The following is a 14,991-nucleotide window of genomic DNA, read 5'->3' on the forward strand; positions in this document are numbered from 1 at the left end:
ATGCTATATCTGCCCATTTTTGTGACTTATTTATGCCTTCTTTAATTCCCCAATCTTAGACCTGAATCCTTACGTCACAGGCTCCTATCTATTAAACATTAAAGAAAAATCTAAAGGATATCTAGCGCCCTTCAAAGCACTGCTGCACGAACCAGGGCCAAAATTAATGTTAATCGTAGCATTCCTCTGGAGTATCACCTCAAACTTTGACAAAATAGGCGTGCAGAACTCCTCCCCAATTTTTTGGTTGTTCTCATTATTTACGACAATGAGTATTGTATTACTACCAGTTTTACTGAAGAAAACCCCTAACCCCAGCCGGAAAATCATCAAAAACTTACCGCTGCTAGTAACAATGGGATTTTTCAATGCTTTAGGAGTCATTTTTCAGATGCAAGCTTTAACAATGACTTTAGTAGTGCAAGTAATAGCAGTTAAACGTACCAGCGTATTAATGGGTGTACTGTTCGGTCATTTCATTTTCAAAGAAAAAGATATTCAGCAAAGATTGTTAGGAGCTGCTATCATGATTGTAGGAGTTTTCTTGATCACATTATGATTTTTATCGGTTCGTAGTACGGACTTTAGTCCGCTCCAAATCCGAAGACAGGTTCGTAGTGCGGACTTTAGTCCGCTCCAAATCCGAAGATTCAAATCCTCCCGACAAACATCTTTTTTGATATAATTAAGTAAGAAATTTTGTCTCTAAGAATTGTAAAAATTTAAATTATTATAGAGGAAAAAATAATGCACAAAATAGCCGCCACACCCGGAGGTTGGAACCCTCAAGCAGAAGGAGTAATTTTTATTCAGCAAACCCCAGCACCAATCGTATTTATTAGTGCTGCTGACACCGACATTCAAACACTCGCGGCCGCCTCCTCCAAAATGCCGCCAGAATTCCCCAAAGTGCGGGCCGTAAACCTGCTTCAATTGCAGCAACAATTAACCATTGACACCTATGCAGAGGAAATTTTAGAACAGGCGGAGGTAATAATTTTAAGGCTGTTAGGCGGTCGTTCCTATTGGTCTTACGGGTTAGAAATTCTGCGGGAAACGGCGCAGAAAACTAATGCAGCATTGATTGTGATGCCCGGTGAAGATAGTCCAGATCCCGATTTAATTAGTCATTCTAATGTATCGCTATCAGCAGTCAATCAACTGTGGCGCTATTTCACAGAAGGCGGAGTCCAAAATTTTATTAACGCCCTCAAATTTACCGCCGATACTTGTCTAAAAACTGCTTACAATCCGCCTCTTCCTCAAACAGTTTCCCGCGTCGGGATTTATGATTGGGGCGGGCGCGCGCGGGCGTGTTTGGAAACTTCCCAACCAGATGCAGAACCCCCTAAATCCTCCTTATTAAGGGGGACTTTGACAGCAGATGCAGAGCCCCCTAAATCCCCCTTATTAAAGGAGACTTTGACAACAGATGCAGAGCCCCCTAAATCCCCCTTATTAAAGGAGACTTTGACAACTTCTTGCCCCCCCCTTATTAAGGGGGGCTGGGGGGGATCTCCGGGTTTACCATCACAAACTAAAGTCGGGATTTTATTTTATCGCGCTCATTACTTGTCAGGAAATCTAGCACCTATTGATGCACTTTGTCAAGCTTTGACAGAGCGAAACTTAGTACCAGTTCCCGTGTTTGTGTCTTCGCTGCGGGAACCGGATTTGCAAGTGGAATTGCTGCAATGTTTCCAACCAAAAGACTCAGAACCAATTCAATTATTGCTCAATACTACAAGTTTTGCCGTCTCCGGTTTCAGCAGTCCAGAACCAGAACAAAATAGTTTAAACTCCTTAGATGTTCCTATCTTGCAAGCAATCTTCAGCGGCGGCGGTTTAGAACAGTGGGAAACTGAATTACAAGGACTTTCGCCCCGCGATGTGGCGATGAATGTAGCATTACCCGAAGTAGATGGAAAAATCATTACTAGGGCTGTTTCTTTTAAAGCCGTACAGACTTGGAACGATGAATTAGAAACAGATGTGGTAGGATATGTCGCAGCGGGCGATCGCATTTCATTTGTAGCAGACTTAACCGCGAATTGGGTGAAAATGAAACAAACCCCCGCCGCCAACAGACGCATCGCCATAATTCTCGCCAACTATCCCACTCGCAACGCCCGCTTAGCCAACGGCGTTGGCTTGGATACACCCGCTAGCTGTGTCGAAATCCTCAAAGCTATGCAGGAAGCCGGTTATCAAGTTGAAAATATCCCCGCTAGCGGTAATGAGTTAATTGAAATGCTGACTTCTGGCGTGACAAATGACCCGGAAGGACGCGAATTGCGGCCTGTTAATCAATCTTTAGATTTGGCAGAATATCAAAAATATTTTACTACTTTGCCGCAGGAAGTACAGGATGGAATTTCTAAAAGATGGGGAATTCCCAGAATCCACGCACAGGATTTAATCGCTGACAATACATCTTTTCCGATTCCCGGAATTCAATTCGGCAATGTATTTGTGGGAATACAACCATCGCGGGGATACGAACTTGACCCGGCGTTAAATTATCACGCGCCGGATTTGGAACCTACCCACAATTATCTCGCTTACTATTACTGGTTGCGAGAAAAATTGGGAATTGATGCGATAATTCATGCGGGAAAACACGGCAATTTAGAATGGCTTCCCGGTAAAAGTATCGCCTTGTCTAACAAATGTTATCCCGAAGTAGCATTAGGCGCGATGCCGAATTTTTATCCGTTTATTGTCAACGATCCGGGGGAAGGTGCCCAGGCAAAAAGACGATCGCAAGCCGTGATAATCGACCACCTGACCCCGCCGATGACTCGCGCCGAACTTTACGGGCCCTTGCAGCAGTTAGAGGCCTTAATCGACGAATATTGCGAAGCCCAAAGCTTAGATCCGTCCAGATTACCGATGATTCGCGATCGCATTGTAGCCCTCACCAACCAGGAAAATCTAGATAAAGACCTAGGAATCCAACTAAATAAATCCGAATTTACCGAATTCATCACCCGCACAGACGGCTACCTTTGCGAACTCAAAGAATCGCAAATTCGCGACGGATTGCACATTTTCGGTCAATGTCCCCAAGGTAGACAGTTGCGGGACTTGATAATTGCGATCGCCCGCCATCCTAGCACAAATCGCGCAGGCTTAACCCGCGCCCTCGCCCAAGACTTAAACCTAGATTTCGACCCCTTAACTACAGCAGGCGATTTAACAGCAGAATTAGAAGAAAAAGCCGCTGAATTAGTAGATAATTTAATCGAAAACATCCGCGTTCATCCGCGTCCATCTGCGGTTACAAATCCAGAAATAGGAGAAGCAACCCAACAAGAATTAGATTGGATTGCCAACTATCTTTTACCCTCACTGCTGCAAACAAACCAAGAAATTACTAATTTGTTGCGCGGACTAGATGGGCGGCACATCCCCAGCGGCGCATCCGGCGCACCAACTCGCGGCAGGCCCGATGTATTGCCCACAGGTCGCAATTTTTACTCAGTAGATATCCGTGCTATTCCCACAGAAACCGCTTGGAGAGTTGGCAAAGTTGCGGCCGAAACTTTAATTGAAAGATACACTCAAGAAAACGGCGAATATCCCAAAACTTTGGGTTTGTCAGTGTGGGGAACATCGACAATGCGGACGGGGGGAGACGACATCGCCGAAGCCTTAGCGCTGATGGGAGTTCAACCAATTTGGGATGGGCCTTCGCGCCGGGTTGTAGATTTTGAAATCTTGCCTGTTGCTGTTTTGGGGCGGCCGAGAGTTGATGTTACTTTGCGGATTTCGGGATTTTTTCGCGATGCTTTTTTTAATTTAATTGATTTGTTTGACTCCGCTGTCAAAGCTGTGGCAGCTTTAGATGAACCTGCGGAAGATAATCCTTTAGCAGCGCAAGTTAAACAAGAGATTTTGGATTGGGAATCGGCGGGTTTGAGTCGGGAATATGCAGAAGTGCGATCGCAATTTCGAGTCTTTGGCTCAAAACCAGGTGCTTACGGCGCAGGACTTCAAGGCATAATTGAAGCTCAAAACTGGACAGACGACAGCGATTTAGCAAAAGCTTACATTAATTGGAGCAGCTACGCCTATACTTCCTCTAGTTCCTCAAATTTGCAGGGAGATGTAGCAGGAGTTAAACAAAGTGAATGGGGATGTTGTGCACCCGAAGCATTTGAAAAACGCCTCGGCGAAATGCAAATAGTTTTGCAAAACCAAGACAATCGCGAACACGACATCCTCGACTCCGATGATTATTATCAATTCCAAGGCGGAATGACGGCGGCAATTCGCAATTTGCAAGGCAAAAATCCTGAAACTTATTTCGGCGATAATTCGATTCCCGAAAATCCGAAAGTGCGACAACTGAAAGAAGAAATTGCGCGGGTTTATCGCAGCAGGGCGGTAAATCCGAAATGGATTGAAGGGGCGATGCGCCACGGTTATAAAGGTGCTTTTGAAATTGCCGCAACGGTAGATTTTTTGTTTGCTTATGATGCTACGGCAAATTGTGTAGAAGATTTTATGTATGAGGGAATCGCACAGGCTTACATTTTTGATGAGAAAGTGCAGGGATTTATTCAGGAAAATAACCCTTGGGCGCTGCGAGATATGGCGGAGAGATTGCTAGAAGCTCGTCAACGGGGATTGTGGCAGAGTGCTAATCAGGATACTCTTGATAAATTGCGATCGATCGCCCTGCAAGCCGAAGCAATCATCGAATCCCATACCGAAATACGCAATTAACCTGACCAGACCGTTTGCGGTAATATCTACTAATGTTTCGCCAACGGTGAAAGCTGTATGATTCGCCGCTATATTGCTAGCCTGACCACTAACATCTTAAAACTTACCTGCGCCGCCGCAACCGCGATCGCCCTAACAGCCGGATGTTCGCAACCCAACCAGCCCAACAGCCCTAGGGCATCTAACACCACCGAACCGGCAGCCCTAGCGGAGCTGCCAAGCTCTGTGTTGGCTAAAAACCCCAAAAAAAACCAAAAAGCCCTCAGCGCTTCCTCCTGCACCCAAAACGACCCATTTGCGGAGTCAATTAACTTTGCCACCCAAGCTTCTAATTTAGCTCAATCTGCCAATTCAAAAGAAGAGTGGGACGAAGTAGCAGCCCTGTGGGTGCAAGCCGTCGCTTGGATGCAAGCAGTTCCCCCCGGCAGTCCCCGGCGGGCGTTTGCCGAGAAAAAAGTCATCGAGTACACGAAAAACCTGGTTTATTCCCAACAGCAAGCGGGCGCAACCCGATCGCAAGCTAGTACAGTCAGCTTCAGCAGCGATTTACTCGACGAACAGCTAGAACTATACCTATCCTACGTTGCAGCCGTTGGCCCGCCAGATGTTTTGATTGTCGGTAGTTCCCGCGCCTTGCAAGGCGTCGATCCCAAACAGCTAAAACAAGCTTTGGCAGCGTCCGGGCGTCCGGGCTTAAAAATATTCAACTTTGCAATCAACGGCGCAACTGCCCAAGTAGTTGACTTTCAACTGCGGCGGCTTTTGAAGCCAGATCATTTGCCTCAAATGATTGTCTGGGCGGACGGTGTGCGCGCATTTAACAGTGGCCGGAACGATCGCACTTTTAATTCGATCGTCGATTCTGAAGGCAGCCAGCTTTTAGCAGCAGGCGTTCGTCCTCAACTCGTGTCCGATGAACCGAATGTGATTCCCCAGTGTTACAGATTCCCGCAGCCCTGCGCTAACAGCACTTTCCGCCGAGCACAGGCATCTGTCGATCAGCTTTCCAGGGGCGGGCAAGATGCCCACCCCACAGTCAAATTTATGTCTAGTGGAACGGGCATCTTGCCTGTTGCTAACAATGCAGCGCCACCAACAAAAGTAGCAATTAGACAAGTCAGCGAATTAGCAGATGCGATCGACTCTAACGGATTCATGTCTATGTCAGGCAGTTACAACCCCAACACCTATTATCGACAAAGGCCTTACGTGTCAGGTAAGTACGATCGCGACTACGAAGACTTCAACCTCAGCGGCCAACAAGCAACAGCCTTTAATTCAGTCGTAGCATTTACCAAAACTCGCAAAATCCCCCTAATTTTCGTCAATCTGCCTCTCACCAACGACTACTTAGATCCCACACGTCGATCGGCAGAACAGCAGTTTCGGCAGCGAATGCAGCAACTCTCGCGACAAAAAGGCTTCGCTTTCCGTGACTTCTCGCAGCGGTGGCCAGGCCGCAACGACTTTTTTTTCGATCCAAGCCACCTCAACCGTCTTGGAGCGATCGCAGTTTCTCGCATCCTCGCAGCCGATTCCAGCATTGTCTGGCCCCGCCCCAAATCCCGGAGTATTGATGGCTGATGGGATTTTTCGATGACGAATGACTTATTATATAAGGGTTTGGAGCTTTCCTTCTTGGCAGTGCGAAATCCTTCGACTGAGCGCTAGCCGAAGTCTAAAATCTAAAATCGACGGACTAATTGTGCAACTAAAACAAGTAATTATCGCCCACAAAGCCAGAGACATCCTCAGCCAGCGGTGGGCAGAACAATGTGCCCGCCAGTTAGAAAGTCGCGGATGTCAAGTTTTAATGGGCCCCAGCGGCCCAAAAGATAACCCATATCCAGTATTTTTAGCTTCTAGTAACAGCCCTATCGATCTAGCAGTAGTCCTCGGTGGCGACGGTACAGCCCTGGCGGCAGCGCGGAATTTGGCTGCTGACGGTATCCCGATTTTGGCGGCGAATGTGGGGGGACATCTGGGTTTTTTAACCGAGTCTTTTGAGGATTTCCAAAATACTGAGGAGATTTGGGACAGACTAGCCGAAGATAGGTATGCTGTGCAGAAGCGGATGATGTTGCAGGCGACGGTTTTTGAGGGAAACAGAACTAATCTGGAACCGGAGAGCGATCGATTTTTGGCACTGAATGAAATGTGTGTCAAACCCGCTTCTGCCGATCGAATGCCGAGCTGTATTCTAGAAATGGAAGTTGACGGCGAAGTCGTCGATCAATACCAAGGCGACGGCTTAATTGTGGCAACTCCCACAGGTTCAACTTGCTACACCGCCTCCGCCCACGGGCCGATTATTCATCCAGGGATGAATGCGATCGCAGTTACTCCGATTTGCCCTTTAAGCTTATCCAGTCGGGCTGTAGTTTTACCACCCGGTTCAGTCGTCAGCATTTGGCCCTTAGCAGATTACGAACTCAGCACAAAACTCTGGATGGACGGCGTTTTAGGTACAGCAATTTGGCCCGGACAGCGCGTAGACGTGCGGATGGCAGACTGCGAAGCCAAGTTTATCATTTTGCGAGAAAACTATTCTTATTACGGCACTTTGAGGGAAAAACTTCAATGGGCAGGAGCCCGAATTAAGTACAGCAACAATCACCGCAATTAATCTACATTAATGTAGCGGCGGGTTTAGCGACAATCGATCGCATCTCAACCAATAACTTCACTCAAAACCCGCCCCCACCCCACTATCAAATATTCTGCGACTTACAAAAACCCGCCCTCACCCAACTCTGTTAAGATCTCTCAATATCTTGACAAGCAGCCCGATCCATGCAGACTATTAAAAAATCAACCAGACCTTTCAACTCTCAAGATACATATCCCTGTCCCGTCTGTCGCACCGGTGAAATTGCTACCATGCCGATGATGGAAGCCCTAGCTTGCAACTTCTGCCAGCACATTTTTACCGCCAACGAAGAAAGGCAATCGCTCCAAATGGCCGATCGCCAGCCGCCGGTAACTTGGCACTGGAACGGCAAAAAATGGATAGGAGCACACCTCGAAGGCGTAGAATTCGGATGGCCTTATTTTGCCGCAGCGATCGGTCTCATCTTCCTTCCCACCATCTTGCTCGGACTTTCAGCTTACTACTTTCCCCCGGTTCCCGGCAGCCGCTTGTCGTGGCTGCCCGCAGCTTGGACTGGTTTAGCCTTTTTGTCCCATTTAGGCATAGTGCTGTGGTTGGTAGGCGAATTTTATCAATTCCCCGCGGCCACTTATTTAAGAGCTTGGGGGCGCAGGATTCGCAGGCGCTAGCTGGTTGGTGTCAGACGGTTGAGGGGCTGCGCACCGAGATTTATTGCGGTAAAGTTAGAGGCGATCGCAAAACTCAACTCCAAATCAGCACCACTAAAGCTATAATCATTTGCTATTCTAAATACTCAGATACGAGCGCATAGCGATTTGTGAGGAGACGGATGAACATACTTGGAATCTCGGCGTACTACCATGACAGCGCCGCAGCCTTAATTTGCGATGGAGAAATTATCGCCGCAGCGCAGGAAGAAAGATTTTCCCGCAAAAAGCACGACGCCAGATTTCCCAAGAATGCGATCGCCTATTGCCTAAAAGAAGCGAACATAGAATTACGGGAAGTCGATCGCATAGTCTTTTACGACAAACCATTAATCAAATTCGAGCGCCTTCTCGAAACCTACTTAGCCTACGCACCCCAAGGTTTTCGCTCTTTCCTAACCGCCATGCCCATATGGCTGAAAGAAAAGCTTTACCTCAAAACCATGCTCAAAAGAGATTTAGCAGAAATAGCAAACTGCAAAACCAATAAACTGCCACCTCTGCTATTTACCGAGCACCACCAATCCCACGCAGCCTCAGCATTTTTCCCCAGCCCATTCCAAAAAGCCGCCGTTTTGTGTCTCGACGGCGTAGGCGAGTGGGCCACAACCTCCGTTTGGCTGGGAGACGGCAACCAACTAACACCTCAGTGGGAAATCGATTTTCCCCACTCCCTAGGTTTGCTTTATTCAGCTTTCACCTACTACACAGGCTTCAAAGTCAACTCTGGTGAATACAAACTCATGGGTTTAGCGCCCTACGGCGAACCCAAGTATGTAGACAAAATTCTCACCCATTTGATGGATCTCAAAGATGACGGAACTTTCCGTTTAAACATGGATTATTTCAACTACACAGTTGGCTTAACCATGACAAATAAGAAGTTTGACGAACTGTTTGAAGGGCCGCCGCGTCAAGGTGAAGGACAACTGACTCAGCGGGAAATGGACATTGCAGCTTCCATTCAAGTTGTTACCGAAGAAGTTGTTTTGCGGCTTTGCAGAACAGTTAAAAAAGAATTGGATGTCGATTATCTTTGTCTCGCGGGCGGCGTTGCTCTCAACTGCGTTGCTAACGGCCGACTTTTGCGGGAAGGTATTTTCAAAGATATTTGGATTCAACCGGCAGCGGGAGATGCTGGCGGTGCTTTGGGCGCGGCTTTGGCGATTTGGTATCAGTATTGCGAACAAACTCGCACTGTGGGCGACGAGTTACCTGTCGCAAATAATCTCAAACAAGAGAGGAGTGAAGTCCTTACTACGAACGAGGAGAGGACTGAAGTCCTTACTACAAGCCAAGCTGTCGCAACAGTGGCGAAGTCTGTGGCTCATTTAACTTGTCACGACAAAATGCGCGGTTCCTATTTGGGGCCAAGGTTTACAGACGCAGAAATTCTCGAATATTTGGATGCTGTCAAAGCTAGTTATCACCGATTGGACGATGCCGAATTGATGCCGCAGTTGGCGGAAATTTTGGCACAGGGAAATGTCGTCGGATGGTTCCAAGGGCGGATGGAATTTGGGCCGCGGGCTCTGGGCGGGCGATCGATCATTGGCGATCCACGCAATGCTAAAATGCAGTCCGTGATGAACCTGAAAATCAAATATCGGGAATCATTTCGACCTTTTGCACCGTCAATTTTAGCCGAACGAGTTGCGGATTATTTCGAGATTGACCATTCTAGCCCTTATATGCTATTGGTAGCACCTGTCAAATCCAGTCTCCGCATCCCGATGACTCCCGAACAAGAACAGTTGTTTGGCATTGAAAAGCTCAACATTCCGCGATCGGAAATTCCGTCTGTTACCCACGTCGATTACTCGGCTCGCATCCAAACAGTTCACAAAGAAACCAATCCTCGGTACTATGACTTAATCAGTCACTTTGAAGAGCGATCGGGATGTTCGATTCTGGTAAATACTTCTTTCAACGTCCGAGGCGAACCCATTGTTTGCACTCCCGAAGATGCTTACCGCTGTTTCATGCGAACCGAAATGGATTATCTGGTTTTAGAGAATTTCTTAATTCCTAAATCAGAACAAATTCCTTGGAAACAAGATGATGCTTGGAAAAATGAATTTGAACTAGATTAGTCAGTTGGCAGTTGACAGTTGTCATTAGCTGAAATTCTTCCTTCTTCCCTCTTCCTTCTTCCCTCTTCCTTCTTCCCTCTTCCCTCTTCCTTCTTCCTTCTTCCTTCTTCCTTCTTCCTTCACAATGAGCGACGAAATAAAAAAACTCGATCAAAAAGGCTTGCGCGATTTCGGGCTGCTAATTGGCGGCTTAATTGCACTGCTGTTCGGTTTAGCAGTACCTTTACTGCGGCGGCATTCTATACCTTGGTGGCCTTGGGCAATCGGCGCAGTCCTAGTTGTGCTAGCATTAGTTGCACCGAAATCGTTGAATCCCGTTTATCACGCATGGATGCGGTTTGGACTGACTCTCAATAAGATCGAAACGCCGATTATTTTGGGGATAGTTTTTTACCTGATAATTTGGCCGATGGGATTTATTAAAAGCCTGTTTGGTGAAGATGCGATGCGGCGCAAACTTAATCCTAAAATGGATACTTACCGCGTCGCAAGTAAAGCAAGAACAAAAGTTAGTATGGAGCGTCCTTTCTAAGTGTTTGAATCAACAATAGACTTTCTTAAAGATTTGTGGGCGTTTATGAAGGAACGCCAAAAATATTGGCTGCTACCGTTAATTGTGACTTTAGTCTTTTTGGGAGCTTTGATTGTATTAAGTCAGGGTTCTGTGATTGCTCCGTTTATTTACACGTTGTTTTGAAAGAATGAGCAAGTTGAAAAATTTGGGTGTCAATTTAGGTTTGACACTCGGCGGTTTGTTGATGGGAGTGATAATTGGTGAAGTTGGATTGCGAGTTGCTAGATTTGAGGGTTATCCAAAAATTCCTGATGTCGCAGACTCTGCACCCACAGGTTTCCACACTGCCGATCGCGATCTGGGTTGGAAGCTCAAACCCGGTGTGTCGGGCGAGTGGAACGGCGAAGGTAAGAGTTTTGTGCAGGTGAATAGTGAGGGTTTGCGCGATCGCGAACACACAAAAGCCAAACCTCCCAACACTCTCCGAATCGCAGTTTTAGGCGATTCTTTCACCGAAGCAATTCACGTACCAGTCGAACAAACTTTCTGGTCAAAATTGGAGCGAAAACTAGGCAACTGCGAGGCTGTTAAGGGACGCAAAAATGTTGAAGTCATCAATTTCGGCGTGCAGGGTTACGGTAATGCTCAAGAATTGATAATGCTGCAAAAAAAAGTATGGGATTACAATCCTGATATTGTAATTCTTGCCTTTTTTATTGGCAATGATGTAATTAACAATTCCCCCAAACTAGAATACGACCACTATCGACCATTTTTTGTGTATAATGCTAGCGGCAAGTTAGTACCGGATATGTCTTTTCGCAATTTAGCACCGATCGACCGCAACGCAAGAGCCGTTTCATTCGTAGATAGATTGCCCAGTTTTCTCGTCAACAATTCGCGCATTTTGCAGGTCATCAAAAAAATTGATTTAGACCAGAAAAAGTTGCAGTTATCTGCGGATTTTACCACTTTGAGTACCAAAAACTTCATTCCACCTCAAGATGCAGCTTGGCAAGATGCCTGGAAGGTGACAGAAGGTTTGATTGTGGAGATTCGCAATGAAGTCGTGCAGAAAAATGCTGATTTCTTACTTGTGACGATCGGCACTCCGATGCAAGTCGATCGCGATCCGGCTAAGCGGCAAAAGTTTATGCAGGAGTACAACATTCAGGATTTATTTTATCCCGATCGGCGGCTGGAAAAATTGGGCGCGCGCGAGGGTTTTAGGGTACTGAATTTATCCGAACAGTTCCAAGGTTATACTGAAAAATTTCAAGTGTGCGCCCACGGTTTTGAGAATTCTGTACCCTGTGGGGGTCACTGGAACGAACTGGGACACCGGCTGGGCAGCATCCTGATCGATCGCAATTTGTGCGAAAACCTGAAGCAGTCTCAAGCCCCCAAAAAACAACCCTAATCATTCAAATTTCATGAAAGACTCAACCTCGCTCCAAAAAGGCAAAAATATATTAACTTTAATCGCTGTCAATTTGGCGATCGCCTTTATTTGCCTGGAAGCTTTATCGCTAGCTTTTTATTTTATCAATCAAAAGCAGTTTTTTTATACCCGAACCAAAGGTAAAGAAAAAGTAGTAGAAGACATTGAAAGGATCGGAATTAGACTAGATGAATCTATCGTAGAAAGACTGCACCCGTTTTTTGGCTACGTGCTCAAACAAGGTGCTTTTCCCAATGAAAAATTAAAATTAAAAGTCAACAAAGAAGGCTTTTATTCCCTCTACGAATATCCGTTTATTAAAAGTAATAAAAATCAATTGATCGTAGGAATTTTCGGCGGTTCTGTTGCTAACAACTTTGCCGTAGATGAATACATCACTCAAAGATTTTCTAAAAAGTTAAAGAGTTATCCAGAATTCGCCAACAAAGAAATTGTAATTTTAAATTTCTGTAACGGCGGCTACAAACAACCCCAACAATTATTGATTTTAAATTACTTTCTGGCCTTGGGTCAAGATTTAGATTTAGCCATCAATATTGACGGTTTTAACGAAGTAGCACTGTCAAATTTAAACAACAAAGCCGGATTAGAAATAGGAATGCCCAGCGTTCAGCACGTAAAGCCACTGACGAGTTTAGCCAATAACAACTTGTCGCCGGAAGCAATGAGTTCGATCGTGCAAATTAGCGAAACTAAAAAACAGTTGAAAGCAGGTATTGACAAATTGCAAACTTGTCAGCTTGCTTTGTGTCACGCTATCACCTCGCTAGAGGTGAAACAATTAATCAACAATTACCAGCAAGCCATTGTCAAGTATGACCGGCAAGTCAAACAATCCAACCCAGACACGGCAAATAGCGATATAGTATACCTTCCCAAAGCTGACTCTGTTTTGCCGGATCGCGCTGCTTTTGATGAAATAGCATCGATGTGGTACGAATCGTCGATCGCGATGAATCAAATTTTATCAAGTAGAAAAATTAAGTATTTTCACTTTATCCAGCCCAACCAATATTATCAAACTAAACGAACCTTTACCGCCAAGGAGAATGAAATCGCGATCGACAAGAATAGTCCTTACATTGAAGGGGTGAAAAAAGGTTATCCCGTACTGTTGTCAAAAGTCAATGATTTGCAAAAAGCTGGGGTTAATGTTTTTAACGGCGTGAATATTTTGGACAATACAAAAGAGACGGTTTACAAAGATGGCTGCTGCCACTACAATTCAGTGGGACAGGAAGTATTGAACGATTATGTTTCCAGTTCGGTGATTAAAGTAGTAAGAAAGTCTAAATAAATATTTATGAAAGATTTTAAGTTGATTAACAAAAGCCAAGAAATCCTCAAAATTACTTTAATCAACTTGGCGCTTTTATTTATTTTCCTAGAACTAGGTTCCTTGGGATGGTATTTTGTCAAGCACAAGCAATTTTTCTATACTAGAGAAAAAGCGCAAGATAAGTCGGCTTTAGGAATCAATTTAGAAGGAGTGCGGCTGAATCAGTCTATTGTCGAAAGATTTCATCCTTTCTTTGGGTTTGTTCAAAAACCAGGCCCTGATTTTCGACCAGGTTTTAAGGTTAACAACTACGGATTTATCTCTCCTTACGATTACCCTTTTAAAAAAACAAAAAAAAAACAATTTGTGATCGGAATTTTTGGCGGTTCCGTGGCTTCCGATTATTCAATTTTTCAAATTAAAAATAAGATTTTACCTCAATACCTCAAACAGGTTCCCGGCTTACAAGATAAAGAGTTTATAATTTTGTCTTTTGCTACCGGCGGCTACAAACAGCCGCAACAGTTATTAATTTTAAACTATTTTTTGGCATTAGGTCAAGAGTTAGATCTGGTCGTCAATATAGATGGCTTTAATGAAGTAGCACTTTCTAATATAAACAATAAAAATAAAATTGATCTGGCGATGCCAAGCAATCAGCACATTCTGCCGCTGATTAGCTTGGCAAATAATAGCCTTTCTACTAAGGCTATGCAAGTAACTCTCAGAATTAAAGAAAATAAAACTAGGATTAATGAGGGTTTGGAAAGTTTGCAACACTGCTCTTTAGCTGCGTGTGATGCTTTGACTTCTGTTTACGTTCAAAATTTAGTCAATAGTTATCGGAGAGATGTGATCGCATTTGAAAAAGAACGTGGCAAACAAGAAGATGACGAGGGCAGCGTGATTTATATTAATAAAAATAAGTCGGTTTTAGAGGATTCAGCAGCTTTTGAACAAATGGCGTGGAATTGGGCGAAAAGTTCAATTTTTATGCACAAAGTGCTGTCTGCGAGTAATGTTCCTTATTTTCACGTCCTTCAGCCGAATCAATATTATCAGACGAAAAGGGTGTTTGGCGAGGAAGAAAAACGGATTGCTTTTAACAATGATACTCCTTATGCTGAATCTGTGAAAATTGGCTATCCGGCTCTTTTGAGTAAGTTGCCTAATTTACAAAAAAATCAGATCAATATTTTGAATGGGGTTAAGGCGTTCGACAAAACAAAAGATATTGTTTATATGGATAGCTGCTGTCATTACAATCAAGCTGGGGATGTGGTTTTTAGCAATTATGTGGGCAGTTCTATTCTGGAAGCTTTGCGGAAGGATCGGGCTAGGAGTAATAAAAAATAGGGGAGCATCTCATTTTTGTAAGAAGTCATTAGTCATTAGTCATTTTCTTGAGTATTCGTAGGGTGCGTCGCCATGAAAAATCCTCAAAGTCGATCGACAATCTCATAGGGACGCACCTGATACTATTTATAAAAGAGCTTGCTTAAGACAAAAATTTTGGGCGGAGTGAAACGGAGGGTTGTGTCCTGGGCCGTTGAAAAGAACAGGTGCGTCGCTCTTTCTTGAGGATTGTCGATGG

The 14,991-nt window shown here is 44.9% G+C and carries 11 protein-coding genes; all 11 read left to right on the plus strand.

The window, feature by feature from the left end; genetic code table 11:
- Positions 1-166: 166 nt before the first annotated feature.
- The 11 genes from QUB52_RS20955 (at position 167) to QUB52_RS21005 (ending at position 14,753) form a co-directional block, all read left to right on the plus strand.
- Positions 167-559, plus strand: a complete 393-nt coding sequence (locus QUB52_RS20955; protein ID WP_332974586.1) for an EamA family transporter — start codon at positions 167-169, stop codon at positions 557-559.
- Between the two features lie 188 nt (positions 560-747).
- Positions 748-4,731 carry a cobaltochelatase subunit CobN gene (cobN, locus tag QUB52_RS20960; protein WP_332974587.1) on the plus strand — a complete coding sequence of 1,328 codons (3,984 nt, stop codon included), beginning with the start codon at positions 748-750 and terminating at the stop codon, positions 4,729-4,731.
- A gap of 57 nt (positions 4,732-4,788) precedes the next feature.
- Complete coding sequence (locus tag QUB52_RS20965) at positions 4,789-6,315, plus strand: hypothetical protein (RefSeq protein ID WP_332974589.1); 1,527 nt, start codon at positions 4,789-4,791, stop codon at positions 6,313-6,315.
- Positions 6,316-6,436: 121 nt separating this feature from the next.
- Positions 6,437-7,357 (plus strand): NAD(+) kinase, encoded by a 921-nt coding sequence (locus tag QUB52_RS20970; protein WP_265234091.1) that lies wholly within the window; start codon positions 6,437-6,439, stop codon positions 7,355-7,357.
- 167 nt (positions 7,358-7,524) lie between these two features.
- The gene (locus QUB52_RS20975) at positions 7,525-8,010 is read left to right on the plus strand and encodes a hypothetical protein (protein WP_332974590.1); all 486 of its coding nucleotides are present in this window, start codon (positions 7,525-7,527) and stop codon (positions 8,008-8,010) included.
- A 161-nt stretch (positions 8,011-8,171) separates the two neighbouring features.
- A complete protein-coding gene (locus QUB52_RS20980) occupies positions 8,172-10,142 on the plus strand; it encodes a carbamoyltransferase family protein (protein ID WP_332974592.1) in 1,971 nt (656 codons plus the stop codon).
- Between the two features lie 124 nt (positions 10,143-10,266).
- A complete protein-coding gene (locus QUB52_RS20985; protein ID WP_265234094.1) occupies positions 10,267-10,674 on the plus strand; it encodes an SxtJ family membrane protein in 408 nt (135 codons plus the stop codon).
- Positions 10,675-10,839, plus strand: coding sequence for a DUF5989 family protein (locus QUB52_RS20990; protein WP_265234095.1), 165 nt, complete (start codon positions 10,675-10,677; stop codon positions 10,837-10,839). It begins immediately after the preceding gene.
- Positions 10,840-10,843: 4 nt separating this feature from the next.
- Positions 10,844-12,076, plus strand: coding sequence for an SGNH/GDSL hydrolase family protein (locus tag QUB52_RS20995; protein ID WP_332974593.1), 1,233 nt, complete (start codon positions 10,844-10,846; stop codon positions 12,074-12,076).
- Between the two features lie 13 nt (positions 12,077-12,089).
- Positions 12,090-13,415 carry a hypothetical protein gene (locus QUB52_RS21000; protein ID WP_332974594.1) on the plus strand — a complete coding sequence of 442 codons (1,326 nt, stop codon included), beginning with the start codon at positions 12,090-12,092 and terminating at the stop codon, positions 13,413-13,415.
- A 6-nt stretch (positions 13,416-13,421) separates the two neighbouring features.
- Positions 13,422-14,753, plus strand: a complete 1,332-nt coding sequence (locus QUB52_RS21005) for a hypothetical protein (protein ID WP_265234098.1) — start codon at positions 13,422-13,424, stop codon at positions 14,751-14,753.
- Positions 14,754-14,991 lie beyond the last annotated feature (238 nt).

This window comes from Microcoleus sp. A6-C6 (assembly GCF_036705955.1).
In the GTDB taxonomy this organism is placed as follows: domain Bacteria; phylum Cyanobacteriota; class Cyanobacteriia; order Cyanobacteriales; family Microcoleaceae; genus Microcoleus.